The sequence below is a fragment of the Bifidobacterium eulemuris genome (genome assembly GCF_014898155.1).
In the GTDB taxonomy this organism is placed as follows: Bacteria; Actinomycetota; Actinomycetes; order Actinomycetales; family Bifidobacteriaceae; genus Bifidobacterium; species Bifidobacterium eulemuris.
Genome location: NZ_CP062938.1, coordinates 1,918,070 through 1,944,054 on the forward strand (window position 1 = coordinate 1,918,070; position 25,985 = coordinate 1,944,054).

A 25,985-nucleotide genomic window follows, 5' to 3' on the forward strand; every position below is an offset into this window, starting at 1 on the left:
CCTGCGGACGCGTCCAAATCAGCACCGCTCAGTACCGGTATTCGATGCCGGGATCGTCACTGCAGGTCGGCGTTTGGTCGATTTGCAGCGGATCCGCCCCGGCTTGCGTGGTCACATCCCATTCCAAAGTGATGGTGGTCTCCACTGGGATATCGAGCTGCCCCAGATACACCGTGCGGTCGTAGGCATCGACTTGCGTGAACTGGGCACCATTGGAGGCCGTGATATTCGATACGGTGCCGCCCGTGGGCGCGAAGATCATAGTGCGGTTGCCTGCGGTGCCGTCGGGTGTGAGATGGTTGATATACCACGGAACGGTGGCGTTGAGCGCTGCGGTCATGGTGTTGGTGAGTGTGGTGGTTACATGGTAGGTGGCGCTGCCGTCGGCGTTGGTACCGGTCTGCTCGACCACCGTGTGACGATCCACGTAGTAGTCCAGTTTCGACGCGTACATTTCGTTGAGGTAGAGACCGACAGTCGAATCGGATTCGCTGTTGTTGATCTCTCCGGTCATGCCGGCATCGCGCAACGTCTCAACATCCTCATCGTGGAAGGACCAGAAGTAGAAGTGTCGCTGTCCAGCCATGTTCATCAGGGCTTTGGCCAGATTCATCATCTTGGTGGAGTCCATGTTGGTGAACATGTTCGCTATCACCTGCGAGGCGGTTTCGGAGAAGTAGGTGTCCTGCTCTTCCACGGAGACTTCCAGATACACGCCATTGAGCAGGAAATCCGCAGTGTTGGTACCGTCGAGCACGCGGCCATCCGACAAAGTCACGGAACCGGTCGCGCCGATCATGGCCTGCAATGCGACCGGGTCGAGCGACATCACGCCGTCGGAAGTTCCGCCGAAGGACTGCTGCTCCCAGAATTCGCTTGCCATGCGGGCCACCTGCGGAAAATCAGGCGAGGATGTGATGTTGTGGATCGCGGTGCCGAAGTACATGTCGGAATACAGCGTGCTTTCGCCTTCTCCGATCTGGTCGGTGGCGTTGCCGCTGAACTGGGTGTTTGAATGGAACTCACCCACGGAGATTTTGCCGTTGTCGGCGCTGAATGAGCCTACCGAGCCAACCATGCCGCCCGCGCCACGGATCTCGGAATTGGTTTGAGCCAGCAGCACATAATTACGTGCGCCATCCGTGCCAAGGAAGCTGGGCAGCATGTTCACGATGCCGGTGAGCTGGTTCACCGTATCGGCGACTGCGGTGAGCTGTGTTTTTCCCTTGGACAGGGCATCCTGTACCAAACCGATTTTCGCGTCGGGTAGGTCGTTGATGGTTTGCGCCTGCGCGGCCAGGGAATCGTTGGCCACGGTGAGCTGGTCCGCCGCGGTGATGATCGGTTCCATATTCAGGCCGCCATCACCGTCGGAAAGCGAAGATCCGGTCAGGGTGTTCACTGCCTGCTGCAGCTGAGGCAACGTAGTCTGTGCGAAATCATCTAATGTGTTGACGGCGGAACGCACCGAGGAGATATCCGACCCCACCACCGGAATCCATTCGGCCGCTGTCCACAATGGACCGGAGACATCCTGCTTAGCGGCGGCCGCCTCGGTTTGGATGGACTCCACCGAGGAACCGATATTGGTGAGCGCGTCGGTCATATCTCCGCTGTTGAGCGACTGCGCGGTGGCGATCACATTGTTGAGATGGTTTTTCGCGCTCATGGCCGACCTGAACATCATGAACCCGCAGCATCCGCCCACAACAATCACGAGCAGCAAGAACGCCAATACTATGCGGCGCGTGGTGTGCTTCTTTCGAGGCAATGCACGGGCATGAGCGATACGCTTGGTACGCATACGGGCCATCAAAATCTCCTGTGGTCGGTGTTAGTACGCTCCATCTCCGCGCAAGACTACACCCACAGTCTTAATGAGAATGGCGATATCCGTCATCAGAGACCAGTTCTCCACGTAGTTCACATCGAGGAACTCCGCATCCTGCTGGGAGAGGTTGTTGCGGCCGGAGATCTGCCAAGGTCCGGTGATGCCGGGGCGTACCAGCAGACGAGTGGAATATAGCGACGAATACTGGTCCACCTCATATTGCCGCTGCGGTCGAGGTCCCACCAGCGACATGTCGCCGCGCAGCACATTGATGAACTGCGGAATCTCATCGATGGAGGTTTTGCGGATGAACTTGCCCACCTTGGTGATGCGGGGGTCGTCTTTGACTTTGAACGTGGCACCAAGTTCCACACCCGCGGCGGCGGCCACTTCGGCGTCGTGCTTGTCCGCGTCGATGCGCATGGAGCGCATTTTCAGCACATTGAACGGCTCTCCGTAGATACCGATGCGTTCCTGCTTGTAGAACACAGGGCCGCCATCCTCGAGTTTGATGGCGATGGCGGTCGCCAGCATGAAGATGGAGCCCGGAATAAGCGCCACCAGGGAGCCTACGATATCGATCGCTCGTTTCATGAACCGTGGGGGCAGGGAATACTGCGGCAACGAGGCGGACATGATCGGCAGCGCCGTATTGTTGCGTATGTGGATGCGACCACCGCCGATATCCGCCACGGCAGTGGTGACTGCGAGCTCCATGCACAAGGATTCCACCGCCAGCGAGAGCGTGCGCAATGTTTCGGAATCGCGGGTGAACACGTCGGTGATCAGTACGGTCTGCGCGCCGAGACGCTTCGCGGTTTGAGGTAACCGTGAGTTCAACGGCAGCACGCGCAGGGACTTTTCGAAATCATTACGGGGCGTGAACGGCACGGAAACCAGATACTGGGTGGCATCCGGATCACTTTCCTCCGAGGTTTGCGCCACGGAACAGACCGCGATAGGCGCGTATCCTATGGCCAGACCCATCGGTGTGGTGAGTTTGTCGATGGTTTCGTGGATGCCCTTCGGAGAACCGACGATCACCGTGGGATAGTTGAACTCGCCTTTGCGTCGGTTGCTGTGCAAGGCGCGACGCATCAGCCACCGCTCGATGAGAGTGAGCACTCCGCTGGCAAGCGAGGCGACACAGACAAGCCAACGTGGGAAGCCTAGATCGAAGAAGTATGCGATGGAGCATAAGGCCACGAGTTCGATAAGCATGGCGGAAGCGACTTTGGCATACAGTGCGTAGCCCTCGCCCATGGTGTGGCGACGGTAGCTGGATGTGCACGCCAGGGCAAGAATCCATGTTCCACAGAAAATTGCCAGAGTGGTGATGATTCCACCTGGAATCAGCTGGTTCACCGTGCTGAGCACATCCGGGCGAACCACAAACATGAAAGCGCATGAAATGAGCATCATCAACGCGTCAAGCACGACCAGCGTGGCGTTGTACAGGTATCGCCACCGAGGCAGTGAGAACAGTGGGTTGAACGCCGGGCGTTTGCTGCCTTCGTGGGAGTCTGCGCGGTATATTCCTTCGAAGAAGGTTGGGCGGGCTGCAGGTGGAGGCGTGGGCGGTGTTCCATTGGCGCTGCCCGAAAGTTTGCGCACCGTATGCATGGATCTGCTGGTTCGCGCCGCCGCAGCTTGAGCCGGGATTTCGCGAGTCCTTTCCGATGCCGAGTCAGCTTTCTGTGGTTGCGTGTCCACGGTCTGCATGCTCTACTCTCCAAACTTCTTCTCGATGCGCCGGTCTACGCTTAAACTGCAAACGTTCCCGAAATGCAATGCTCATTCTGCTAGGAAAGTCTACTAGGCACACCCCCTATCTCGCCAGCATGCATCAAAATGAAACCCTGTCATGGCAAAACTCACACATTTGGCTTGTTCTGTTTAAGACGCGGGATGGCGCGTTGATTACATACAAAGCAGGTATCCTACGATAACGCCCGGTTTCCTGCGTGTCTTCTGATTCGGCCTTGACGAAAGAGGACGCGTCTGTCTCAGGTGCGATTTTCAGTCGCCAGACAGTAAAACTGCGATCGGAAAGAGGCGAGAACCAGGTCTAAGGAAACGTCACCACCTCGTCCCTGCCTAAAGAACATTGAACATAAACAGCCTGAGCGGAGAACATATGAGGCGGTGCTACGAATGGGTAGTGTACATGAAGGGCCGGGACTCCGACCCCGAGTCGTTCGTCACGCCGGAATGCTGGCGGACGAAGCGGAAGGAGGAGGACGGGCCTGCTCTCGGGGCCGAGACCGCAGTGCAACTGCCTACGGCCGGCGTCGACGCCTACGAAGGTGGGTTTGGCCTCAGAAAAGGCTGGAGCGGGCGATCGTGGCACGACACCAACACGCCAAATTAGACCCACATTTTGTCACTTAACCCGATGGATTCAAAACATTTGATAACGTGTCCCGCGGTCGGTTCGATACATCCGAAGTGAGTAAGTATGGTGGTAGTGCGCAAGATCTCGGGCGCCACCGCGCGGGACTCCTGGGGGCTATCTATTATTCCGTTAGCGCTTGGATTATGTGACATCAGTTGCTGTCATCCTATAAGATGACAGTCTAGAAACACTGCTGCAGAAGGGATGCGTCATGGGGCATGAGCCAGTGAGGCGTTGGGACAATCTTGATTTACTTAAAGCTATTGCGATTTTCTTTGTTATTATCTATCACGTTGGTGGTCCATATCAGGGCGGGGAATGGCTAAAGCTAGATGGTGATAACCCTGCTGCTATCGCTAATTTCGGTGTTATAGGTGTTTTTTCGCTATGTGTACCGATTTTTTTTATGATCAATGGTGCGCTGCTACTTAATAAACCACTTAACTTAAAAAAACATATTATCAAAATAGTCGTCCTTATCATTCTAACATTTATCTGGAGCTTTATCACTCAAATTATTTTTGTCGCTGTTGGGTATTGGCCTGAAAAAATCACTCTCATTGACTTGGTTAAAAATACCTACAGTCTCCCGCAATCTCTGAATAATCATCTATGGTTCATGGGTGCGCTTGTGATTATCTACATATTTTTCCCGCTGATTAAAAGCTCCTGGGATTATAATCGCAGCTGGTTTCTTTTCTTCTTGTTTTTTTCCATGATTTGTGTGTTCGGAAATTCTTTAATGAATTGTGGGATTGATATCCTTCAATTCATTAAAAATGGCACCATAGGAGATGGTGTCGCCAATCATGATTTTTTAGGCATATTTAATCCTCTGCGTGGTATTAACGGGCATGCATTTGTATATTTCATGCTTGGTGGTATTTTATTTGAACAAAAGGAAACTCTTAACACCTCTCAGTATAGGCAAATCGCCTTAGTCGTGTTCATTGTCAGCATATTGCTGTATTGGAGTTTCAATATGCTTATTGCCGTGAGCGGTCATGCAGAATACGACATCGTATGGCATGGTTATGAGGCTCCATCAACATTGCTAGCCACGGCAGCACTGTTCGTCGCTACTCTTAACATTCACGCGGAGCAGTTCATTCGAGTGCCCTTGCATTTTATTGGTGGTAATACTTTGGGCATCTACTTTGTGCATTGGATCTTGATAGGCGTCGTTCGAGCGTCAGGGATTCATATACAGTCTGTGCTAGGACGTTCAATTTTGCCTTACATAGTATACGCAGCAATCATCTTGGTGGTTTCTTGCATAATATGTTGGATTATAAGTAAGGTGCCGGGAGTGAGAAAGCTTATTCGGCTTTAAAGTAAAGCATTTATCGACTTGAATTGATAAGGGGCTGCGGACGTTTTCTTGGAGACTGGATGCTGTGTTTTGTCAAGTTCGTGTCGGCTGGACGAGGTGGTGACGTTTTCTTGGACTCGTTGAGTCGGAAAGGACGTCGTCGTGAGGTATACGAGGGAGCAGCGGGATCGGGCGGTGTATCTGTACGTCAAGTACGGGTGTTGCGCCGCGGATGTGGTGCGGGAACTGGGGTATCCCAGCAGGGAGGTGTGTTTTGTCAAGTTCGTGTCGGCTGGATATTCATGTTGTTTTCCGCAGGTTGTGCAGCGGGTTTTCCGCGGGATGATCGTTCCGTGGGTCCGCCCGCCGCCTTGGTCTGGTTTGTTGGTTATTTGGTCATGAGGGCGTTGCGGCTGCGGTAGCTTTCGCCCTTGAACCGGATGAGCCGTCCGTGGTGGACGGTGCGGTCGACGACCGCGGCGGCCATGTTCGGGTCCCCGAACACCCTGGCCCATCCGCTGAATTCGATGTTGGTGGTGTAGACGACGCTCCTTGTCTCGTAGGAATCGGATATGACCTGGAAGAGGAGGCGGCTGCCCTCCTCGTCGATGGGGATGTAGCCGAGCTCGTCGATGATCAGGAGGCGGGCCTTGGCGATGGCGGCGAGCTCCTTGTCGAGCCGGTTGTCCTGTTTCGCGCGTCTCAGGCGCATGACCAGGCTTGAGGCGGTGAAGAACCTTACCGGTATCCCGGCCCGGCACGCGGCCCGTCCCAGCGCGATCGCGAGGTGCGTCTTTCCGGTGCCGACGTTGCCGTAGAGCACGAGGTCCTCGGTCCTACCGACGAATTCGAGGGATTCGAGCTGGCTCCGTCCCCAGTCGGCGGGCATGTCTAGGTTGGTCCAGTCGTATCCGTCGAGCTCCTTGTCGGACGGGAAGCCGGCGGTCTTCATCAGACGGGCGCGTTTGGCATGGTCGCGTGATTCGAGTTCGGCCTCGAACCAGCGTTCGATGAAGTCGAGCTGGGCGGGCGTGGCCCCGGCCAGCGTGTTGGCGAGTACGCTGCGGGTGAGCGTGAGCTGTTTGCTCATCTCCATGATGCGCTGGCTCTTGGCGATGGTGTCGGCCCTGCGGCGGCGGGTCTCGGGGATCTGCGGTTCGGGTCTCGTGCTCATGCGTCCTCCTCGCCGGGACGGTTGAACCTGTCGTAGGAGCCCAGGTCGGGCAGGTCGCCGCCGTGGTCGGCGTCGCCGTCCGCGAACCGTCTGGCCAGAATCGCCATGTCGGCCTCGGCGAGGGGCCAGCCGCGGTCGACGAGATGCGAGGCGGCCCGCATCGCCGGTTCGAAGCCCGCGGCCTCGCACGCCCCTGCGATGGCCTTAAGACTGGCCTTGAGGGTCTTGTCGTCGGCTTGGTCGAGCCGTTCCCTCACGTCGTCGGGCACGTCGGGACGGATCGAGCAGTCGCGCCACGCCCCGGGTTTGCGCGCGAGCAGCGGGAACACCGTGGCGGGATCCTGGATCGTGCGTGGTGATCTGCCGTAGACGCGGGAGAGCTCGGCCACCGTGCGCCCGTCCTTGTCCTTGACGGTGACGCTCGTGGCGCGCACAGCGACGTCGACCCTTCTGCCGTGCAGCGCGGGGCCGACCTGGTAGCGGTTGGAGTCGATCTCGACGCAACCGTATTTATCGGCCTTGCGGGTCTCCCACCTCACCGCGTCGAACCGGCACGACGGCAGGGGCCGCAGCGCCTTCAAATCGTCGGAGAACAGGTCATCGACCGGCACGAGCGCGCGGTAGTGGACGGACCTTCCCAGCCCGTCGCATTTGGCGAGCATGAGCCGGGTGAGCTGCTCGTGGGTCTCGGCCGCCATGGGCGGGACCATGAGGTTGCGCCGCAGGAATCCGACCGCGTTCTCCACGCTGCCCTTCTCGTTGCCGGAATACGGATTGCAGAACCGCACGTCGAGCCGGTGGTGACTGACGAACGCCTCGAACACGCGCGACATGGTCACGTTCCCCTTGGAATCCCGGTGGCCCGCGCCGGACGCGTTGTCGATCACGAGCGTGTGCGGGACGCCGCCGATGTGCTCGAAGATCGCCGTCAGGCCCTCGCAGATGCACTCCGCGTTCTCCGCGGGCAGGCTCGCCGCGTACCGTTTGTTCGAATGCGGGAACGTGACGACCAGGCAATGGTCGTCGACCCACTCGCCAGCGATCCTGGCCTTGGCCAGGCCGAAGTCCATCTGCATGCTCCCCGGCGTCCACTCCAGCTCCACGTAGCCGTCGGACGGCTCGCGGTTCGCCGCGCGCCACTCGTCCACGTAGCGCAGCACGGTGGAGTACGAGCCCGTGAACCCGTGCTCGGCCACGAGCCGGTCATGCACGCGCCTGGCGGTGTGGCGCTGCTTGCCGGGCATGAGCCGGTCCGCCTCCAGCCAGCCGTCGACGATCGGCTTGTACTCGTCGAGAATCGACTTCACCCCGCGCCTGGCGGGCGGTTTCGGCGAGCAGTCCTCCATGCCCGCGTACTTCGCGACCGTGCCCCGGTCCACCCCGAGCCTTCTGGCGATCTCCGCGTGCGGCAGGCCCTTCGCGTCGAGCCTCCTGATATCTTGCTGTTGGGACATGGGTATCGTCACTGTCCTTTCCTTCCCCGGGCCGGCGGCAACCGGCCCTGGCTGCTATTTGGTTTGCAACCCGGGAATCTAACAGGCGGAGCGAACCCATGTCTCCTCTCAACATCAGGGATGACTATTCTGCGGAAAAACAGCTGCACATCAAGCGGGAAACACCATGACACTCCTGCCTAAAGAACATTGAACATAAACAGGGAGGCTTTGCTGATGTGGTACCGGGACCGGCTCGAGGAGGAGCGCACCGGCATACCATCGACGCGCGGGGAGCGGTACGCCCGTTACACGGACGAGCAGAAGCGCGCGGCCATGGACCATTACCTCGAGTACGGCAGGCGGCCGGGCCGCGCCATGCGGATGCTGGGCTATCCGAGGAGCAGGGATCTGTTGGTCCGGTGGATCGACGAGCTCGCCCCGGGCGAACGCCTGCTCAGGCGCGGGCCCGTTCCCGAGGAATTGAAGCGCGAGGCGGTGGTCGCCGTGGCGTCCGGACGGTTGAAATCGCGCGAGGCCGCCGAACGGCTGGGCGTGGAGGCGTCGATCGTGAGAAACTGGAAACGGCAGATGCTCGACGAACCCAAGGAGCGTGCGATGGAAAAACCCGTAGGGCGCGGACCTGACCAGGCCGCGCCGACGGCCGGTTCCGGTCCCGACGCCGCGTCGGTGGAGGAGCTGGAGGCGAGGCTGGCCGAGCTGCGAGGGCGGATGGAATCGCTGGCGGGCGACGTGGAGCGGATGCGCGCCGAGCGCGCGGATCTGGACATCGAGATCGCGATCCGCCGGGGCACGCTGGAGCTGTTGGGAAAAGAGCGGGCGCAGACCCGGACAACCTGACCAACCGCGAGAAGGCGATCCTGCTCAAGAAGGTCGCCGGTGAGACCGGAGCGACCGCGAAGAGCCTGTTCGTCCGGATCGGCATCGCCCGCAGCACCTACCACTACCAGATCAACGCCATGAACAAACCCGACAGGGACGCGTGGCTGCTGCCCCTGGTCAAGGAGTCGTTCGAGAACAGCAAGCGCCGATACGGGTACAGGCGCGTCCATCTGGATCTGCAAAGCGCCGGGATACGCGTGTCGGCCAAACGGGTCATGCGCGTGATGGCCGCCAACGGCCTGAGGCCCGTGTCCAGGAGCGCGAAACGCTACAGCTCGTACAAGGGCGAGGCCGGCAAGGCCCCCGACAACCTGGTGAACCGGGACTTCCACGCCGAGGCGCCGAACATGCTGTGGGCCGCGGGACCTGACCGAGTTCTCCATCCCGGCCGGCAAGGCGTACCTCTCCCCGGCGGTCGACCGCTCACGACGGGCTTCCCGTCGCGTGGACTCGGCGACAGCCCCGACGCCGAGCTCGCCAACCGCATGCTCGACGACGCGTGCTCCACCCTCACGGACGGGGAGAGTCCGGTGGTCCACTCGGACCGGGGCTGCCACTACCGGTGGCCGGGCTGGATCGCGATCCGCTGGGAGCCATGGCCTGGTCCGTTCGATGAGCGCGAAGGGCTGTTCGCCGGACAACGCGGCCGCGGAGGGGTTCTTCGGCCGCCTCAAGCAGGAGTTCTTCCACAAGCGCGGCTTCGCCAATGTGGGCATGGGCGAGTTCATCCGCATGCTCGACGAGTACATGGTCTGGTACCGCGACACGAGGATCAAGACCGAATACGGCATGAGCATCATGGACAGGCGTCGCAGGCTCGGCCTCGTGGCATAATCAAGGAACAGGAACAAAGAAGTCCAACAAAACGACACCACCCCCTCCAGCCTAAAGAACATTGAACATAAACACTCATCGGCAGGCGCGGAACCGCGGTGAGCCAACCGTCCACGATGTCGGCCCAGCCTTGGTCCACCAGGGATCGTCCCTTTCCCGACCCGCCGGATCGCGGCGAGTAGTCGTCCTTGTTGGCGTGACTCGGCCACCGTGGTCCGGGACAAACCCAGCTCCCTGGCGGTCCGCGAATGGTTCATACCCTTCGCCTCCAATTGCCTGATAGTCTGTTGAACACGCATCGGTGTCGTCATTCCTTTCCTCCCGAGAACCTCGAAATGGTTGTTAGCACTCGGGAATCTACCAAGGAACCGGCATCGGTGCCCTCATCCGCATCCGACACCCTCCGCCGACACCGTACAAAATGAACGCAGAAAGTGTCCACGAATCAGTGCAGCACTCCCGAACCTCAAATTCCTATTGAACAAAACGGTTCCTCCTCGAGCCGTTCCCTATACCACGTGTACAGAATCGTCCTGCTGAGATAGCCCAGTTCGCGGATCGTGTCCGCCGGACTCAACCCGAACCTGATGAACACATCCGCGGCTTTGTCCCGATGCTCCTTCGTATACGTCATGATGGATGACGCCTCCTGGCTCAGCGAGTCCAAGAAAACGTCAGCACCTCGCTCTTACAAATCGAATTCAGTGAATGTTGTATAGTTTTCCTTGACCCTTAATGCGCAGGGCAGATTTCTGTTGCTGAGAAGGTATTGCGGAGATGTTGGTTTTGGTTCTAAGGAGCGATAATGCCTAGAATTCTCCTGATTGCGCCAACTTTTTTCGGGTATAGGCAGCGAGTCGCTAGAGAATTATCCCGTTTGGGCAATGAAGTTGATTGTCTGGATGATAGGCCGAGCGAAGGCGCTCTCTTCAAATCATTTGCCAAATTTGGGTATGCGTTAATTGATAAGAGTATTGCAGCCTATGCTGATACCATCAGACAACAGGTAGCTCAAAAAAAATATGATCATATTATTTATATGGGCGGCATGTCTTTTTGCTTTACGTATGAGCAAATGAGAAACATACGTGAAGCAAGCAGCGCACATATGACAGTTTATCTATGGGATGCACTGAGAAATTGTCGACGGTTAGGCGAGAGTCTGGTTTTTTTTGATGAAAAGTATTCATTTGAGCCAAGTGACTGCCGTATTTCAAAGTTGACAATGCGTCCGCTTTTTTATTCAGACACGTATATGAAACTGCCTGCGCATTCGGATGGGGAATTTGAATATGATGCTTGCTTTATCGGAAGTGTTCATCAGTCAAGTAAGTTTAAATCCATTCTTGCAATTACGAAATGGATGAGGGAATCTGGATTTAATGTTTTCACCTATTTCTACATGCCTTCTCACTCAGTAGAATATATGCGGAAAATTGAAGACAGAGCGTATCGGGGTATTGAATTTCAGCATTATCCCATGTCTGCGGAACAAATTGCCAGTGTATATGCTCGCTCTGCTGCAATTATTGATTCTCCTCAATCGGGACAAAACGGCCTGACAATGCGTACATTGGAAACTATCGGGGCGCGTAGAAAACTAATTACTGTCAATGAGGACATATGTAACTATGACTTTTATGATTACGGAAATGTTGCTATCTGGAATGATGAAACGGGAGTTAGCGGTGATTTCATAAATAGAGAGTATTGTGATTTACCTTTTGATGTATATGAAAGTTATTCAATTACTTCTTTTGTGAGAACTCTCATCGGTGAAGATTATACATATACAGGATATAGAGGAGTTGAGAAATGAGAATAATGGTTACGGGTGCTGACGGCTATATTGGTCAAGGCGTAGTAGACCAGTTATTGCAGAGAGGGCATGATGTCATAGCGGCAAGTTTTGGTGTGGTTGTATCACCGCACTCTGGATTGGTTAACTATACAGGTGATGTGTTCGAATACTGTTTTGATGACGCGCCAGTTCCTGATGTTCTATTGCACCTTGCTTGGCGTGACGGGTTTAAACATAATGAAGTTTCGCATCTCGAGGATCTTTCTAAGCATTACGTTTTTATTCGCAGGGCACTTGAAGCTGGAGTAAGGCATGTTGCGGTGATGGGATCAATGCATGAGGTTGGATATCACGAAGGTGTAATTGACAGCCGCACGCCGTGTAATCCCACCACGCCTTACGGAGTTGCCAAGAATGCGTTGCGTCAACTTACTTTTGAACTATGTCGTAAATATGATGCTAAAATCCAGTGGCTCAGAGGATTCTATCTTGTTTCCAGCGATGGGCGTGGCGAGTCGATTTTTTCTAAAATCGTTCGCGCAGAGCGTGAAAACAAACAGGAATTTCCTTTTACAAGTGGCCGCTGTAAATATGATTTTCTTCCGTATGATAAATTTTGTGAGTATACCGCTTTAACTGTGACACAAGATACGGTAGATGGAATTATAAATATATGCTCAGGCATGCCTGTGTCATTGGGTGATTATATAGAAAAGTTTCTCATTGAGAATAATTTCAATATCAGACTTGCTTATGGAAAATATCCTGATAGACCTTATGATTCTCCCTGTCTCTGGGGAGACGATACAAAACTGAAAACTATTCTTGATTTGTGCGGTGAAGGTCATGAATAATCAGTATTCTCTTGGTGAATTTATCAGTAATTGTCTTTTCTTGGCATACACAAAGATACGTTTTCCAAAGGCTCGATTGGTACGTTTGCCTTTTTATCTGAGAGGAGGCAAACATTTGCAGTATGGAGAGGGTTTTACAACGGGTTATGGATGTAGGTTTGATCTAAGCGGAGAGGGGGTCACACTCGTAATCGGGAATAATTGTAAGCTGAACGACAGGGTTCACATTGTTGCGCATCAATCAGTAATCATTGGAGATAATGTACTAATGGCTTCTGGTATTTTTATTTCGGATACAAGTCACGGAAGCTACGCAGAAACTCCGTCTTCCCCCTCTCAGCACCCTGATGAACGTTGTTTGAAAACTTGTCCTGTAAAGATAGGAGATAATGTTTGGATTGGTGAGGGCGTTTGCATCTTACCAGGGGTTGAGATTGGTGAAGGATGTGTTATTGGCGCGAATGCAGTTGTTACTAAGTCATTTCCAAAAAATACTATTATAGGTGGAAATCCTGCAAGAACCCTGAAACAGTGGGATGCAAATACGTTGAAATGGAATCGGGTGATGTGATATGCCCTGCACAGTTTCTGTTGCAATGGCCGTTTATAATGGTGAAAAATATTTATCTCAACAGATAATCTCAATTCTTGATCAACTTACTGGTGACGATGAGCTTATTATTTCATATGATAAATCGACAGATGATACGCTTAAAATAATTCATGAATTTGCATCGAAAGATGACAGAATTCGAATTATACTAAATGATAATCCTGGTATCGTTAACAATTTTAATAATGCCATTGAAACATGTAAAAATGACATTATTTTTATCAGTGATCAGGATGATATTTGGGTGCCTGGTAAGCGTGAAAAGATGGTCGAAATCCTAAATTGCACGGGGGCTGACTTAGCCATTCATAATGTGGTTCACATTGATGAAAATTGTAAGATTATCTCACGTCCGCTATTTGAAGAATATAGAATCAAAAAAGGAATCTTGAGGAATTTTGCTATGCCTCGGTACAGCGGATGTTGTATGGCATTTCCTGCAGCTTCCAAAAAAATGATTTTCCCTATGCCGCGGACCGTTATAAATTATGATCACTGGATTGGAATGGTGTGTGAACTATTTGGAACAGTGACTTTTGTCGAAGATGTTCTACTGTGGCATCGGTTACATGGCGATAATGTAACAACAAGCCGTAGACCTTTGAAAGTGATCCTCTTGCAAAGAATAAATCTTTTGAAAGAATTAATTAAAAGGAGATATGAAATTCTAAAATGAGAGTCTCCGTCCTGACTGTGATTTACAACGAAGATATCGATAATGTTTCTTGTTTAGCTGCAGCTATAGAATCACAAATGGTTTGTGATATAGTCGTTTGTGATAATAGCACCGTGCCCAATGACAATGCTCAGAAGGCTGCTGCCATTGGTGTGACCTATGTGTCTATGCATGGGAATAAAGGACTTTCGGTTGCATATAATATCGGTATTTCGTATTGCGGCGGCGATGTAATATGTGTATTTGATGACGATACGACGGTAACGTCGTATTATTTTGAAGCACTCGAGACTTTGGATACGGTCAAAGACTGGGATATCGCTTTGCCTTTGGTCATGGCAAAAGGACGCATCTTATCTCCAAGTGAATTCAATGGATTTTATTCGAAGTCATTTTCCGATGTTTTGGAGATAAAAATATCAGAACGGATGAGTGGTATCAATAGTGGCATGGTGATTAAAAGAAAAGTCTTTGATTCTGTTCGATATGATGAACATCTTTTTCTTGATCTCATCGATCATCGGTTTATACAAGATGCGCGGAACCAAGGCTATAGAATAATTTTCTTTCCTGATATGGTCTTAAAGCAAAGCTATTCATTCCAATCTGATTCAGAGAATCAAGCTTATTTTCGTTTTCAGATATTTCTTAAAGATGCAGAGTATTTTTACTCTACATCTTTCGCGAAAAGAGCATATTTCATAATATGGGCATTATCTAGACGAATGAAGTTTTGTGTAAAGTTTAAGACTTTACGGTTTATGTGTTAATGCCTGCCTGTTTTCGAGACACGCAGATGACATACTGAATGATTTGGCGGTTATTGGAATTGAATTAGACGAGCCATAACTGAGAAATGCAAGAAAATGTATCCTTGTCTTGATATTATACCACATATGGGTCATTTTTTGAGTTTATTTGCTGAAAAAAGAGCGAGATCGCAGGCGACTGCTCCTTGTTCATTTGAATCGCCCTCAAAAGAGACAATGCTTTATTGTACAGCCTTTTCTGTGTACACATTCGTGGTGACGCTTGGCTATACAAATTTTCAAACAATATTTGGACCAAATCTTAGTATTTTCACACTTGTATGTCAAATGTGGGTGCTTGCATGTTTGGCTGTCAAATTTTTTCTTGATAAAAATAAGTCAGTTAATTTGGTTCTGTCGCTAATTCTAATTGTAGTTGCCTTTTTGTCATGGCATTTTTCAGGGGAAAGTTGGCTTCTGTGGCTCGTGTTTTTTGTGATTTGTGGCAACGGTATTCAATGTAAAAAATTGGCCTATGCTTCGATATTTGGTGTTGTGCCGGTGTTTCTTGTAACTGTAATCAGCGCAAGCCTTGGATTTATTCATAATGAAATTATTTATGGTGCGAATGGGATTGTTCGATATTCCATGGGATTCTTACATCCGAATTCATTCAGCAGATTCTTGTTTGTTATATGTGTTGCATTCGTAGTAATTAGGTTTGGTAAAAACTCTTTACTCGATATCGCTTTTATGCTAATAGTCGCATTGTTCAGTTTTCTTATAGCAGGCTCTCGTACTACTGCCCTATTGTTGATTGTTGGCGCGGTACTATTATTTGTCTTTTACTGTGTCAAGGGGGAAAGTAGTGAACGAATTATTGTCAAGGGGCTCTCTGTTGCTGTAATACTTGAGATTATTGCAAGTTTCTATTTTATGGTTTTCTTTAATGAAAACAATAGGATTCACTTTTTTTTAAACATGATTTTAAGCGACAGATTGAAACTTTCGCATGAATACTTCAAGATTCGTCCATTTTCTTTTTGGGGTCTTGACTCTTCTGCATATCCAATGATAGGGGGATATGAGTCATTTACCGTCGATAATGCTTTTTGTCATCTTTATCTCCGGCAAGGTTTGCTGCCTTCGATTTTCTTCATGATTGGTTTCTTTCTCTTGCTCTTTAAAATAATGGATGAGGAAAGACTGAATGCGTTTGTGTTCGGATTTATTATGATGGCATTCTACTCTTTTTCAGAGTCAGTCGGTCTTATGGTTGAATGTAATTATTTTCTAATCACGCTTGGGTCTGTTCTTTTTTCAAGAAGAAAAATGCAGAGTGATATTAAAGGAAAGAATGCTTTACCAAACACGATCAATCATATTGTTTTTGTCCTTCCACATTTTGCAAAGATGCCTGCTGGCGGCTACAAAATGGTATTTCTATATGCTAATCATCTTGCCAGCAGAGGATGCAAAATTACTATATGTTTTGACTGCAAAAATGCTTTGAAAAAGGTGTGGATACCTGAACTGGTCAGAAAATTTATTTGTCGTTTTCTTGTGCTATATTATCCTGATTGGTATGACCTTCGTTCTGATATAAATAAAAGTTGTATTTTCGGTATTAAAGATGAAAATCTACCGGATGCTAATCATGTTGTCGCAACAGCTGTTGAGACTGCAACGCCTGTTGCCGAGCTCTCTTCAAGAAAAGGTTTGAAGCACTATCTGATTCAAGATTATGAAACATGGGTGATGTCTGAAGATGAAGTGCGGCGAACATATTCTCTTGGCATGTCAAATATTGTTGTTTCGGATTGGTTAGCAGAGCTCGTCCAGGAAGCAACAGGAGTTAAGCCAACGCTTATCAAAAATCCGGTGGATGAGTCGATTTTTTACCCAGATGAAGTTGATAGACAAAATCATGAGATTGCAGCGCTGTACCATGTTCAGGAGAGGAAAGGATTTAGCGATTTATTCCAAGCTTTAGAAAGCGCAAAGAAAGACGTACCGGATCTCATTGTGAATGTTTTCGGTACACCCGATCGTCCAGAATGGTTTCCATCTTGGTTTCGGTATACCCAAAACGCCACTCCGGAACAGTTACGCGGCATATACAGTCGTTCGGCCATATTCGCCTGTGCAACGCGTAGCGAGGGATTTGGCCTTACGCTGGCTGAGAGTATGTTCTGTGGATGTGCTCTTGTTTCTACGTCTTTTAAAGGTGTTTATGAATATGCGAATACATCCTGCGCGTTGTTGTCGCCAGTGCGGTGTCCGGCCTCCTTAGCCGACAATTTGATTATGCTCCTTAAGGATCCTGAAGAGGCGAGGAGAATTGCAAATCTCGGCAAGATACATGCACGTCGAGAATGCTCAATGGCGCAAGCATTTAAATCTTTGGAAGAAGAATTTGATGTCTGAATACTCAATGTAGATAGGCTCGAGACCTTTTGTAATGTGATTCTGTCAGTCCGTGGTGTGGTGTTTAGCTCGCTGCCGGACGCGGCGTACCAACGATGCATGGCGCACTTCATGCGCAAAGTGCTCTCCAAGATTCCGCCCAAACACCGCGAATGGTCCGAACGCCGCTACCTCGACATGTCCCGCCTCGATGACAACCTACAGGCAGCGAACTGATCATCGCGCCACAGGCGGGCAATGACATAAGTGCGCAAACCCTCGGGCACTACCGGAGACATGGTTGGTTAGGCTCCTTTCACCATGCGAGGGACGTGTGGTGAAAGGAGGTACCTTCAATGGTACGGAAAATCAAGGCGAAGACGATCCTGCGCCTGAGCGAGCAGGGTCTGTCGGGCCGCGCGATCGCGAGATCCCAGGGGGTCGCGCGCCGAAGCGTCGCCGAGACGCTCGATGCCGCGACGTCGGCCGGTGTCGGCTGGGCCGACGTCGCCGGCAAGACCGATGACGAGGTGTACGCCCTGTTGTTCCCGGGGCATGGTGATCGTGAGAGCGTGTACGAACGGCCGGACTGGGCGAAGGTGCATCGTGAGCTGGCGCGTGTGGGCGTGACGTTGAGGATCCTGCACGGCGAGTACATGGACGGATGCCGGCAGGCCGGGAAGCCCTACATGGGGTACGACAGGTTCTGCAAGCTGTACGCGGCGTATGTGGCGGGACTCGGGGTGACCTCGCGCGTGGAGCATAAGGCCGGCCGGACGATCGAGGTCGACTGGGCGGGCAAGACCATGCGGATCGTCGATCCGGTCACCGGGGATTCGTCGAGGGTGTACCTGTTCGTGGCCGTGTTGCCGTTCAGTCGGTACGCGTTCGTGGAGCCCGCCCTGGATATGGGGCAGAACTCGTGGCTGCGCTGTCATGTGGCGATGTTCGAGTGGTTCGGCGGTTCCACGCCGCGCCTGGTGTGCGACAACCTCAAGACCGGCGTGGTCAAGCATCCGCGTGAGGGCGAGGTCGTGTTGAACGACGCGTACCGGGGACTGGCCGAGCACTATTCGGCGGCCGTGCTGCCCGGACGGGTGAGGAGGCCGAAGGACAAGCCCTCGGCGGAGAACACCGTGTGGCATGCCACGATGGCGTTGGCCGGAGCGATGCGCGACCGTGAATTCGGCTCGCTCGACGAGCTGCGCGCGGCGATACGCGCATGGCTCATGGAATACAATTCCCGCCCGTTCCAGAAGCGCGACGGATCCAGGGTAGTGCCCGAGGGTTTGCGCACTTATGTCATTGCCCGCCTGTGGTGCGATGATCAGTTCGCTGTCTGTAGGTTGTCATCGAGGCGGGACATGTCGAGGTATCGTCGTGTGGACCATTCGCGCGAGGTGACGTACCGGATTCTGGCGCAGGCGAGCATGAGCGCGCTGTCGCCGTCGGGAAACGAGCCGACGACGCGGGTGCGGCGGCGTATCTCCTTGTTGAGTCGTTCGAGCATGTTGTTCGTGCGGATCCTCCTGCGGTGCTGCGCGGGGGAACGCGTAGTAGGTGCAGGTCTCTTCGATGCCCTCCCTCAGGCAGTTGGCCGCCGCCTTGAGCCTGCGGTCCTCCAGTTCGATGGCGACGCTGTCGGCCTTGGCGAGGGCCGTTTCGCGGCTTTCCTGAGCGAATATCGCCTTGAGCGCGTCGGACGCCCATTCGCGGTGCGATGGCGGGGTTTTGGAGAGCACGTTGCGCATGAAGTGGACCATGCACCGCTGGTAGACGGCGTCCGGCAGCATCTCCTCCACGGTGGAGACGAGTCCGGCGCACCGGTCGCCGACGACGAGGCGCACGCCTTTGAGGCCGCGTTCGATCAGGCTTCTGAAGAACTGCTCCCAGCTGGCCTTGTCCTCCCTCATGCCCTCGACGACTCCGATGACCTCCCTGTGGCCGTCCCGGTCGACGCCTATGGCGACGAGCACGCTCACGTTCCCGACGGAACCGCCCCACGAGCGTTTGTGCCACACGCCGTCCACGAACACGTACGGATACTCGCGCTCCAACGGTCGGTTGCGCCATTGCTCGATGTCGTCGTACACCTTCTTGAGCTTGTCGGAAAGGGTCTGGGAGGGCATCCGCTCGCCCCACAGCAGTTGGCTGATGTCGTCCACGCGGCGCGTCGAGACGCCGGCCAGGTACATCTCCATCAGCGCCTCCTCGACGCTCGACTCCCTCCGGCGGTAGCGTTCGACCACCTCCGACACGAACAACGCCCCTTTCAGTTTGGGGACGCTGACGGTCATCGTGCCGGCCTTCGCGACGATTTTGCGCTCGTAGTGGCCCGCGCGGAACGCCTTCCTTTCGCCGCTGCGCTCGTATCTCGCGGCTCCGGCGATATCGTCGGCCTCGGCGTCGAGCATCGCGTTCAAAATCTCGGTGACCTTGGTCGTCACGAGACGATCGAGTTTGGACTCGAGCATGGGATGGTCAATCTGTATGATGGTGTTCTCGGGCATGGCCTTGCGCCTCTTTCCAATCGCGGTTTTCTATGTTCAGCGACTGAAAATCGTACACGGCACAGGCCATGCCCTCTATCGAAGACTCAAATCAGAAAGTGCGCAGGAATTCGGACGTTATCGGATCCAGGCTTTCCGTGTTCGAAAGCGAGGAGAGGCCACTGCTCATCGCGCTGCCCCCGTTGCCGTACGAGGTGGCGGACTGGGTCTACGGCAGGAGGGTCCAGGCCAACGGCCACGTCGCGTGGGCGCGCAACTGGTATTCCGTCCCGCACGCGTACGTCGGCTCCGCCGTGGATTTGCGGATCGGGGCGAGCGCGCTCGAGGTCTGGCGCAAAAACACCAGGCTCTGCACGCACAGGCTCCTGCCCGCCACCGTCGCCAACAGGTATTCGACGAACGAGGCCGACCTTCCCGATAAAGCCACATGGAAGCCGTGGGGCAGGAAACGCTGCGAGCAATGGGCCCGGCGAATAGGCCCCGGCTGCGCCGCCGTGATCGGCAGGCTGTTCGCCGCGGAACGACTCGACGAGCAGGGCGTGGATCCCGCGCTGGCGGTGCTGAGGCTTTCGAAACGCTATTCCGCGCAACGCCTGGAGAACGCGTGCGCGTTGGCGTTGCGGTCGGTCGCCTCGCCACGCTATTCGCATATCCGGCCGATCCTCGAATCCGGGCAGGACCGGACCGACGAAATCCCCGACGACGATGGCGGCGGCATCGGCGATGGTCCCGGCGCCGGTGGCTGGGTGCGCGGCGGCGGCTACTACGCGAGCATGGGAAGGTGACGGGCAGATGATCATCGACACCGAGACCAAGCGCAAGCTGCGCGAGATGAGCGCCCAGGACCTGCTCGACGCGTTCGAACGCCTGGACGAGCGAACCATCGTGCCCCTGAGCCATGCGGAGACGGTCAGGCTCGCGGTCGACAACGCCCACTCCGTCCACGTGGACGCCAAGATCCAACGCCTGGTCAAACGCGCCGGGCTGCGCTACCCCCAGGCCGACCTGCGGAGCATCGACCTCGTGGAGAAACGCGGGCTCGACAGGAGCGTGCTCGCCGGCCTCGACACCGGAAACCATCTGGAGCAACGGCTCAACACCGTGTTCCAGGGAGCCACCGGCTCGGGCAAATCGCACCTGTTGTGCGCGCTGGCGAAATCCGCCTGCCGGGCGCGGTACCGCGCCATCTACATCCGCTTGCCCGACCTGGCCGAGCAGGTGACGGTGGCCGCCGGCAAGCCGGGCGGCGTGCCCAAGCTCGTGCGCAAATACGCCACCTACAACCTGCTCGCGATAGACGAATGACTCGTCGACAAACCCGACGAACCATTCAAACGCTTCCTCCTCGAACTCATGGAACTGCGCTACGACACCGCCAGCACCGCGTTCGCCACCCAATTGGCGACCAAGGAATGGCACCGCCAACTCGGAGGAGACACCATCGCCGACGCCATCCTCGACCGCATCGTGCACAACACGATATGGATCGACACCGGCGAATACAACATGAGACAACGACACGGGCAAACCATGCTCGACAACTAACCGAACAGGCCGGTGGCGCCCAACCAGTCCGCCACCGGCCCCACCCCGCCATAACCCCGGCCTCCAAACACAATAACCAGCGGCCTCAAACACTACAAATACTCAGCCGACTCGCGACGACGGTAGCGTTCGATCACCGCCGACTCGAACAAAGCCCCTTTTAGTTTTGGCACCTTGACGGTCATCGCTCCGGCCTTCGCGACGATCCCGCGCTCGTAATGGCCCGCGCGGAACGCCCTGCGCCCGCCGCTGCGCTCGTATCTGGCCGCTCCGACGATCTCGTCGGCCTCCGCGCCCGGGCATCGCGTTCAATATCTCGGTGACCTTGGCGGTCACGAGACGGTCGAGCCTCGACCCCGGGCATGGCCTGGTCGAACTGTATGATTTCATTGGGCATGGTCCTGCGCCTCTTTCCAATCGCGGTTTTACTGTCTGGCGACTGAAAATCGTACCCGGCACAGGCCCATGCCCTCTTTTTGAAAGCCCGAATCAGAAAGTGCGCAGGAATTCGGGCGTTATCAACCTACAGGCAGCGAACTGATCATCGCACTACGGACGGGCAATGACCAAAGTGCGCAAACCTTCGGGCACTACCGACGGACCAGCACGCGCGACGGCAGGCCCAGACGCGTCTGGGACGACCCGCCACCCCGTGGGAGCGGCTCAAACGCTTCGACGACGAATCACGCGCCGCGGGCGGGCCGGGCTTCATCAAACCAGGCCGCAGGGAACAGGTCGAACGGCTCATCGCGTCCACGAACCCCGCCGAACTCGTCCGACGCATCCACGACATCCAGGACCGGCTCGAACAGGCCGCCGCCCCGCGCACGCGCAGGCTCGAGAAAAGGCTCGGCCCCGACATGGCATACTTGGACAGGACCCTCGCCAGAATCGCGGGCGTCCCGCCAGAGGAAAACGACGACGAGACGACGACCGACGCCGACTAGGACCTCGCGCTCACTTTCAAATGAGGCACCTCAGATGCTCATCGGTGTATCTCCTGCAATGTCGCGATCGTCCGTATTGTGACATTGCGTAGTGGTTCAGCGTTTGAATTGCGCTCGGGGTTTTGCGTCTGATTTCATGTGGTCGTTTCTTCCTATGCGAGGGTTATCGTTCGCAGCATGCGTTGGAGTTGGCGGATGCCGTGCTTCAGACAGAGCCTGGCCCATTGGTATCGTTGTCTCGTGGAGATGGTCTTCTCGTCGTCGCCGTATGGTACGGCCTGTGTGCGGGGCGCCTCGCCGGTGTAGTCGCGTAGCTGGGAGAACCAGCTGCTGGGTAGTATGGCGTAGTGTTCCGGGTTCCATCGCGCGCACATCAGCAGCACGATTTGGTCGTCGTCGATCATGCCGCAGCATAATAGATGGAGGTATTGCTCGCGCACGTCGTCGTAGATGTGGCGCGCGTATCCGGTTTTCGCGACCAAGCAGTCGCCTTGGATGAACGTGTCGGTGCGTCGCACGATGTCGAACACGGGGGCGTCGTCCGGTCGTTTGACCGCGAAGATTGTCACGTCTTTCTCGAAGGGATATTCCCACTGTATGTCGAAGGACTCGGGGGCTGGGTAGAGTGTGCCGCCGTGGTCGAATCCGAAGTCGATCCATGCCAGGTGCTCCGTGTGTGTGGTCGTGGCGGCTTGCTGCATGCACCAGTATTTGAGCGCCATTACGTAGTCGTATTCGGCGTTCGTCACTTCAGGTTTGTCCGGGAAGAGGCTGTAGGGAGGGTACGTCCCCGCCATCGAGCGCATGAGGGCCAGCAGCTGCGGGTCGATCGTGGCGTAGTCGTCGATCGTGACGACCGTGGTGTTGGCGCGGCCGAGGTTTTGGCGGATCCGTTCGACTTCCGGCGCTATTTCGGGGGTGGTATACACGATGAGATCGTTGCGCATGCGCGCCCAATGGGCGAAGTAGTCCAGATATTTCTGGTCGCTGCGGGTGGAGTCGGACCAGGCACCGCGTCCGATGGGGAAGAACGCCGTGACCAGTGTGATCGATGTGTTGTCAGCCATGCCGGTTTATCCTCTCTTATGTCTCTTATTTCCGAACGATTCTGCGGACGATGATGGAGCGTTCGCGTCGTCCCAGCAGCACGAGCGCGTCCACCGCGCAGGTAATGAGGGCTGTGAGCGCGCATCCGGCGAGTAGTCCGGGCCAGCCACCATGCCACGCGGATGTCGACGCGCTCGCCCAGTATCCCAGGGCCGCGGCCAACGCGGTGGCGGCTATGTACTGCAGGTAGATCAGATAGAACCTGCGCTGCCGGATACGCAGGCATCTCGCGGCGTAGATGGGCACGAAGGTGAGGTTCGCGACGAAACCGACCAGCTGGGGCACGGCGCCGACCGCGTAGATGCCCCAATCCGTCAATTCGACGCACGCCAGCGTCAGGACCAGAGAGGCCGCACCGCATCCGAGCCATGCCAGGGAGTAGTTGCGCAACCGGTTGACCAGCAGCGGCACGCCCTGCAGGGTGTTGGCCACGCCGGAAAGGAAAAACCCGCCCATGGTGAGCATCATCAGCACGTAGATCATGCGCGCGTCCTGCCCGGGTTGCCACAATGCGATGAACGTCTCGCCGTTGACCAGCAGGGTCACGAACACGATGTTGGTGAAGAACCCGGTGATGCGCATGCTGGACGCGAGCTCGCGGAACAGCTCGTCGGGCCTGCCCTGCGCGAACAGGCGGGTCTGTTCGGGCGAGAACAACCCCGATATGGTGCCCATCAGGCCGGAGAGCGCGTTGGGCACGACCTGTGCGATGGAGAGGTATCCCATGTGCAGGGGACTGACCGCGAGATTCGCGATCAGCAGGCTCAGCCCGTCCTGCAGGATCTGCTGCAGTTTGATCACGGTGTTCCACACGCCGCTGGACAGCATCTCCCACGTAGTCCTCCACGACACCGCCGATTTGCGGAACCGCAGCTCGGGCGTCAGACGCCGCGTGTACGAGTAGTTCAGTCCGGCCATCACCAACGTGCCCAGGCAGGTGGCCATGCCCACGAACAGCACATACGTGGGGAACAGGGCGAAGCACACGACCATCACCACGACGCGCGTCAATGAGTACGCGATGTTCGCCAGACTGGACAGGTACAGCCTGTTCATGACGAACGTCGCCACGCTCAACACCGTGCTCAACGCGGACACCACGAAATTCAGGTACACGAAGAAGAACAGGCACTTGACGTCGGCCACCAGATGCGGCGAGATGTTGATGACACGCTCCAACCTCAGGATCAACGGGACCGCGACCGCGCTCAGCATGAGGACCAGCAGCACGTTGGCCGCGAGCGTGGACGAGAAATACCCGTCCGCTTTGCGTTTGTCCCCGCGATGCCAGGCCACGGTGATGAACCTGCCGGCCACGGAATTCAACGCGATCGTGAACAGGGTCGCGTACCCCACCATGTTGTTCGCCAACCCCACGAAACCATACGCCTCCGCGCCCACACGCCCCACGATAAACGGAGTGATCGCGAAACCGATCCCCAGATTCACCGCGAAATTCACCAGACTCGCGGCAAGATTGATCACAAACTGCTTCTTATTACCCATACCGCTACTCGCTCACCATTCCTACGAACAGCCAAAAGACTTCCTTGACGCCCCGTGATGAAGATTGTATCTGTAGCCTCGGAAGGATTATGGACGCTCTCTTGGAGGCGGTTCCCCGTGATGCTGTCCCTTGACTGTGTTTCTCGTCTTCCATGAATTACCTCCCCACTGCGTCCACGAACGCCCGATAGAACGACTCCCCGGAGAACCTCGCCGCCTGACGGACCGCGGCCTCCGACATGCGCTCACGCAACTGACGATCGCCTTCCAAGCGTCTGATCGCGGCGGCCAGGGAATCGACGAGTCCCTCGTCCCGCTCCACGACGATCGAGCATTCCTCCGGCACGTACTCCTGCAAGCCGCCGGAACGCGTCACGACCAACGGTAGACCGGCGGCCATCGCCTCGACGCCGACGAGACCGGCCGCCTCCTCCCACAACGAGGGAACGACCTGCATATCCGCGGACTTGCTGTACCGATAGACCCCCTCGTTCGGCACATAACCCGTGAAAACCACCCTGCCGCCCAGCTCGTCGACCAGACTCTGCACCCTGTCCAGATACGAGGTATGGGAGGACCGGGCGAAATCCGGACTGCCGACGATCAACAACCTCACATGAGCATCGTCAACGCGTCGGATCGCCTCCAACAATTCCAGAACGCCCTTGACCTCGATGATCCTCCCGCAATACAACACCACGAAATCATCCGACGCGAACCCCAACCCCGCACGGACGGAGTCTCGTTCATCCTTCGTTACTTCCCGCTGGAAACGCGAAAGATCAATACCATTATGGATGACTTCAACCGTTGAGACGGGATCGCATTCCCTGCACCATGAATCCGCGACGAATCCGCTCACAGCCAAGCATTTCGCGAAGCAGCGATTGTCGATACGGTCTTCCGGGTTGAAATGCAAATGGTAAATAATCTCAGAGTCCTGGATCATTCTAAATGCATCATATCCTTTGCAGTTCCCACCCTCGAAAACGATGTGATCGAACTTGCTGCGTTTTAGGAAACGAAAAACGCTCGATACGTACATATCTGTTATCCATTCGCGGGAAGGAATGCATTTCGCTAAGAATCGTTTGAGAAAACGGTATAACTTCGCCATGATGGGATTGTTGTTTCGGATAAAGACGATCTTGCTGAAACGATATTTGCTAGCCGATTTCTCCGCCTCAGGTTCAAAGATGGAAACAACCGTCAAATCAATGAGATGAGAGTTTTCGTTGACGTCCATCAACAACGTGACAAGCGTTTCGATTGCACCCCCCCCTCGTCGCCGGCACGGGAAGTGTTCCGGGGGTAATCAGACACACCCTCTTGACGGAAGAAACGTCGGCAGTATTGTTGGCCGTTCGTTTGTCGGACGCTTGATTCTTT

At 55.0% G+C, this 25,985-nt stretch carries 17 protein-coding genes and 6 pseudogenes; 14 read left to right on the forward strand and 9 right to left on the reverse strand.

Going from position 1 to position 25,985, the window contains the following annotated elements; genetic code table 11:
• Positions 1–28: 28 nt before the first annotated feature.
• Both BE0216_RS08130 and BE0216_RS08135 read right to left on the reverse strand, forming a co-directional pair.
• Entirely contained in the window at positions 29–1,669 is a 1,641-nt protein-coding gene (locus BE0216_RS08130; RefSeq protein WP_226805746.1) for a DUF4012 domain-containing protein, read from the reverse strand.
• A gap of 165 nt (positions 1,670–1,834) precedes the next feature.
• Positions 1,835–3,454, reverse strand: coding sequence for a sugar transferase (locus tag BE0216_RS08135; protein ID WP_094637468.1), 1,620 nt, complete (start codon positions 3,452–3,454; stop codon positions 1,835–1,837).
• Between the two features lie 983 nt (positions 3,455–4,437).
• Between BE0216_RS08135 and BE0216_RS08140 the strand changes: the two genes are divergently transcribed.
• Positions 4,438–5,559, forward strand: a complete 1,122-nt coding sequence (locus BE0216_RS08140; protein WP_094637469.1) for an acyltransferase — start codon at positions 4,438–4,440, stop codon at positions 5,557–5,559.
• 367 nt (positions 5,560–5,926) lie between these two features.
• Here BE0216_RS08140 and istB read toward each other — a convergent pair whose 3' ends face one another.
• Together istB and istA (BE0216_RS08150) are read right to left on the reverse strand one after the other, a co-directional pair.
• Positions 5,927–6,712, reverse strand: a complete 786-nt coding sequence (istB, locus tag BE0216_RS08145) for an IS21-like element helper ATPase IstB (RefSeq protein WP_094637804.1) — start codon at positions 6,710–6,712, stop codon at positions 5,927–5,929.
• Positions 6,709–8,178 carry an IS21 family transposase gene (gene istA / locus BE0216_RS08150; protein WP_094637805.1) on the reverse strand — a complete coding sequence of 490 codons (1,470 nt, stop codon included), beginning with the start codon at positions 8,176–8,178 and terminating at the stop codon, positions 6,709–6,711. The genes istB and istA (BE0216_RS08150) overlap by 4 nt, the downstream gene beginning before the upstream one ends.
• Positions 8,179–8,376: 198 nt before the next feature.
• Between istA (BE0216_RS08150) and BE0216_RS11980 the strand changes: the two genes are divergently transcribed.
• The 11 genes and pseudogenes from BE0216_RS11980 to istA (BE0216_RS08200) form a co-directional block, all read left to right on the forward strand.
• A complete protein-coding gene (locus BE0216_RS11980) occupies positions 8,377–9,006 on the forward strand; it encodes a hypothetical protein (protein ID WP_226805747.1) in 630 nt (209 codons plus the stop codon).
• A gap of 119 nt (positions 9,007–9,125) precedes the next feature.
• Positions 9,126–9,248, forward strand: a pseudogene (locus BE0216_RS11985) (IS3 family transposase); the annotation flags it as partial.
• A 412-nt stretch (positions 9,249–9,660) separates the two neighbouring features.
• Positions 9,661–9,882, forward strand: a complete 222-nt coding sequence (locus BE0216_RS08160) for an IS3 family transposase (protein ID WP_193042878.1) — start codon at positions 9,661–9,663, stop codon at positions 9,880–9,882.
• A gap of 805 nt (positions 9,883–10,687) precedes the next feature.
• Positions 10,688–11,701: a hypothetical protein gene (locus BE0216_RS08165; RefSeq protein ID WP_143249346.1), complete on the forward strand. Its 1,014-nt coding sequence runs from the start codon at positions 10,688–10,690 to the stop codon at positions 11,699–11,701.
• Between the two features lie 5 nt (positions 11,702–11,706).
• On the forward strand, positions 11,707–12,537 hold the full coding sequence (locus tag BE0216_RS08170) for an NAD-dependent epimerase/dehydratase family protein (RefSeq protein WP_449727640.1): 831 nt from the start codon (positions 11,707–11,709) through the stop codon (positions 12,535–12,537).
• On the forward strand, positions 12,530–13,108 hold the full coding sequence (locus BE0216_RS12145) for a DapH/DapD/GlmU-related protein (protein ID WP_094637797.1): 579 nt from the start codon (positions 12,530–12,532) through the stop codon (positions 13,106–13,108). The genes BE0216_RS08170 and BE0216_RS12145 overlap by 8 nt, the downstream gene beginning before the upstream one ends.
• Before the next feature lies 1 nt (position 13,109).
• Positions 13,110–13,826 (forward strand): glycosyltransferase, encoded by a 717-nt coding sequence (locus BE0216_RS08180; protein WP_094637798.1) that lies wholly within the window; start codon positions 13,110–13,112, stop codon positions 13,824–13,826.
• Complete coding sequence (locus tag BE0216_RS08185; RefSeq protein ID WP_094637799.1) at positions 13,823–14,596, forward strand: glycosyltransferase; 774 nt, start codon at positions 13,823–13,825, stop codon at positions 14,594–14,596. Before BE0216_RS08180 ends, BE0216_RS08185 begins: the two co-directional genes overlap by 4 nt.
• A gap of 138 nt (positions 14,597–14,734) precedes the next feature.
• Entirely contained in the window at positions 14,735–17,002 is a 2,268-nt protein-coding gene (locus BE0216_RS08190) for a glycosyltransferase family 4 protein (protein ID WP_158217262.1), read from the forward strand.
• Positions 17,003–17,062: 60 nt separating this feature from the next.
• Positions 17,063–17,161: pseudogene (locus tag BE0216_RS08195) on the forward strand (transposase); the annotation flags it as partial.
• A gap of 176 nt (positions 17,162–17,337) precedes the next feature.
• Positions 17,338–18,255: pseudogene (istA, locus tag BE0216_RS08200) on the forward strand (IS21 family transposase); the annotation flags it as partial.
• Between the two features lie 53 nt (positions 18,256–18,308).
• Here istA (BE0216_RS08200) and BE0216_RS08205 read toward each other — a convergent pair.
• Positions 18,309–19,491 (reverse strand): annotated as a pseudogene (locus tag BE0216_RS08205) (IS256 family transposase).
• Positions 19,492–19,559: 68 nt separating this feature from the next.
• Between BE0216_RS08205 and BE0216_RS08210 the strand changes: the two are divergent.
• Together BE0216_RS08210 and BE0216_RS08215 are read left to right on the forward strand one after the other, a co-directional pair.
• On the forward strand, positions 19,560–20,276 hold the full coding sequence (locus BE0216_RS08210) for a Mu transposase domain-containing protein (protein ID WP_226805748.1): 717 nt from the start codon (positions 19,560–19,562) through the stop codon (positions 20,274–20,276).
• Between the two features lie 46 nt (positions 20,277–20,322).
• A pseudogene (locus BE0216_RS08215) lies at positions 20,323–21,036 on the forward strand (ATP-binding protein).
• Positions 21,037–21,140: 104 nt separating this feature from the next.
• Here the strand turns inward: BE0216_RS08215 and BE0216_RS08220 are convergent.
• The 4 genes and pseudogenes from BE0216_RS08220 to BE0216_RS08235 form a co-directional block, all read right to left on the reverse strand.
• A pseudogene (locus BE0216_RS08220) lies at positions 21,141–21,433 on the reverse strand (transposase); the annotation flags it as partial.
• 702 nt (positions 21,434–22,135) lie between these two features.
• Positions 22,136–23,050 (reverse strand): WlaTC/HtrL family glycosyltransferase, encoded by a 915-nt coding sequence (locus BE0216_RS08225; protein WP_094637702.1) that lies wholly within the window; start codon positions 23,048–23,050, stop codon positions 22,136–22,138.
• 25 nt (positions 23,051–23,075) lie between these two features.
• Positions 23,076–24,575: a lipopolysaccharide biosynthesis protein gene (locus BE0216_RS08230; RefSeq protein WP_319020630.1), complete on the reverse strand. Its 1,500-nt coding sequence runs from the start codon at positions 24,573–24,575 to the stop codon at positions 23,076–23,078.
• 178 nt (positions 24,576–24,753) lie between these two features.
• Positions 24,754–25,842 carry a glycosyltransferase family 4 protein gene (locus tag BE0216_RS08235; protein WP_193042849.1) on the reverse strand — a complete coding sequence of 363 codons (1,089 nt, stop codon included), beginning with the start codon at positions 25,840–25,842 and terminating at the stop codon, positions 24,754–24,756.
• Positions 25,843–25,985: the final 143 nt, after the last annotated feature.

Excerpts from the sequence above, each read along its gene's own strand:
- BE0216_RS08130 (WP_226805746.1), bottom strand. The coding sequence starts at position 1,669 with ATGAGCGCGAAAAACCATCTCAACAATGTGATCGCCACCGCGCAGTCG.
- BE0216_RS08135 (WP_094637468.1), bottom strand. The coding sequence starts at position 3,454 with ATGCATACGGTGCGCAAACTTTCGGGCAGCGCCAATGGAACACCGCCC.
- BE0216_RS08140 (WP_094637469.1), top strand. The coding sequence starts at position 4,438 with ATGGGGCATGAGCCAGTGAGGCGTTGGGACAATCTTGATTTACTTAAA.
- istB (WP_094637804.1), bottom strand. The coding sequence starts at position 6,712 with ATGAGCACGAGACCCGAACCGCAGATCCCCGAGACCCGCCGCCGCAGG.
- BE0216_RS08160 (WP_193042878.1), top strand. The coding sequence starts at position 9,661 with ATGAGCGCGAAGGGCTGTTCGCCGGACAACGCGGCCGCGGAGGGGTTC.
- BE0216_RS08165 (WP_143249346.1), top strand. The coding sequence starts at position 10,688 with ATGCCTAGAATTCTCCTGATTGCGCCAACTTTTTTCGGGTATAGGCAG.
- BE0216_RS08170 (WP_449727640.1), top strand. The coding sequence starts at position 11,707 with ATGGTTACGGGTGCTGACGGCTATATTGGTCAAGGCGTAGTAGACCAG.
- BE0216_RS12145 (WP_094637797.1), top strand. The coding sequence starts at position 12,530 with ATGAATAATCAGTATTCTCTTGGTGAATTTATCAGTAATTGTCTTTTC.
- BE0216_RS08180 (WP_094637798.1), top strand. The coding sequence starts at position 13,110 with ATGCCCTGCACAGTTTCTGTTGCAATGGCCGTTTATAATGGTGAAAAA.
- BE0216_RS08185 (WP_094637799.1), top strand. The coding sequence starts at position 13,823 with ATGAGAGTCTCCGTCCTGACTGTGATTTACAACGAAGATATCGATAAT.
- BE0216_RS08210 (WP_226805748.1), top strand. The coding sequence starts at position 19,560 with ATGCCCTCTATCGAAGACTCAAATCAGAAAGTGCGCAGGAATTCGGAC.
- BE0216_RS08225 (WP_094637702.1), bottom strand. The coding sequence starts at position 23,050 with ATGGCTGACAACACATCGATCACACTGGTCACGGCGTTCTTCCCCATC.
- BE0216_RS08235 (WP_193042849.1), bottom strand. The coding sequence starts at position 25,842 with ATGGACGTCAACGAAAACTCTCATCTCATTGATTTGACGGTTGTTTCC.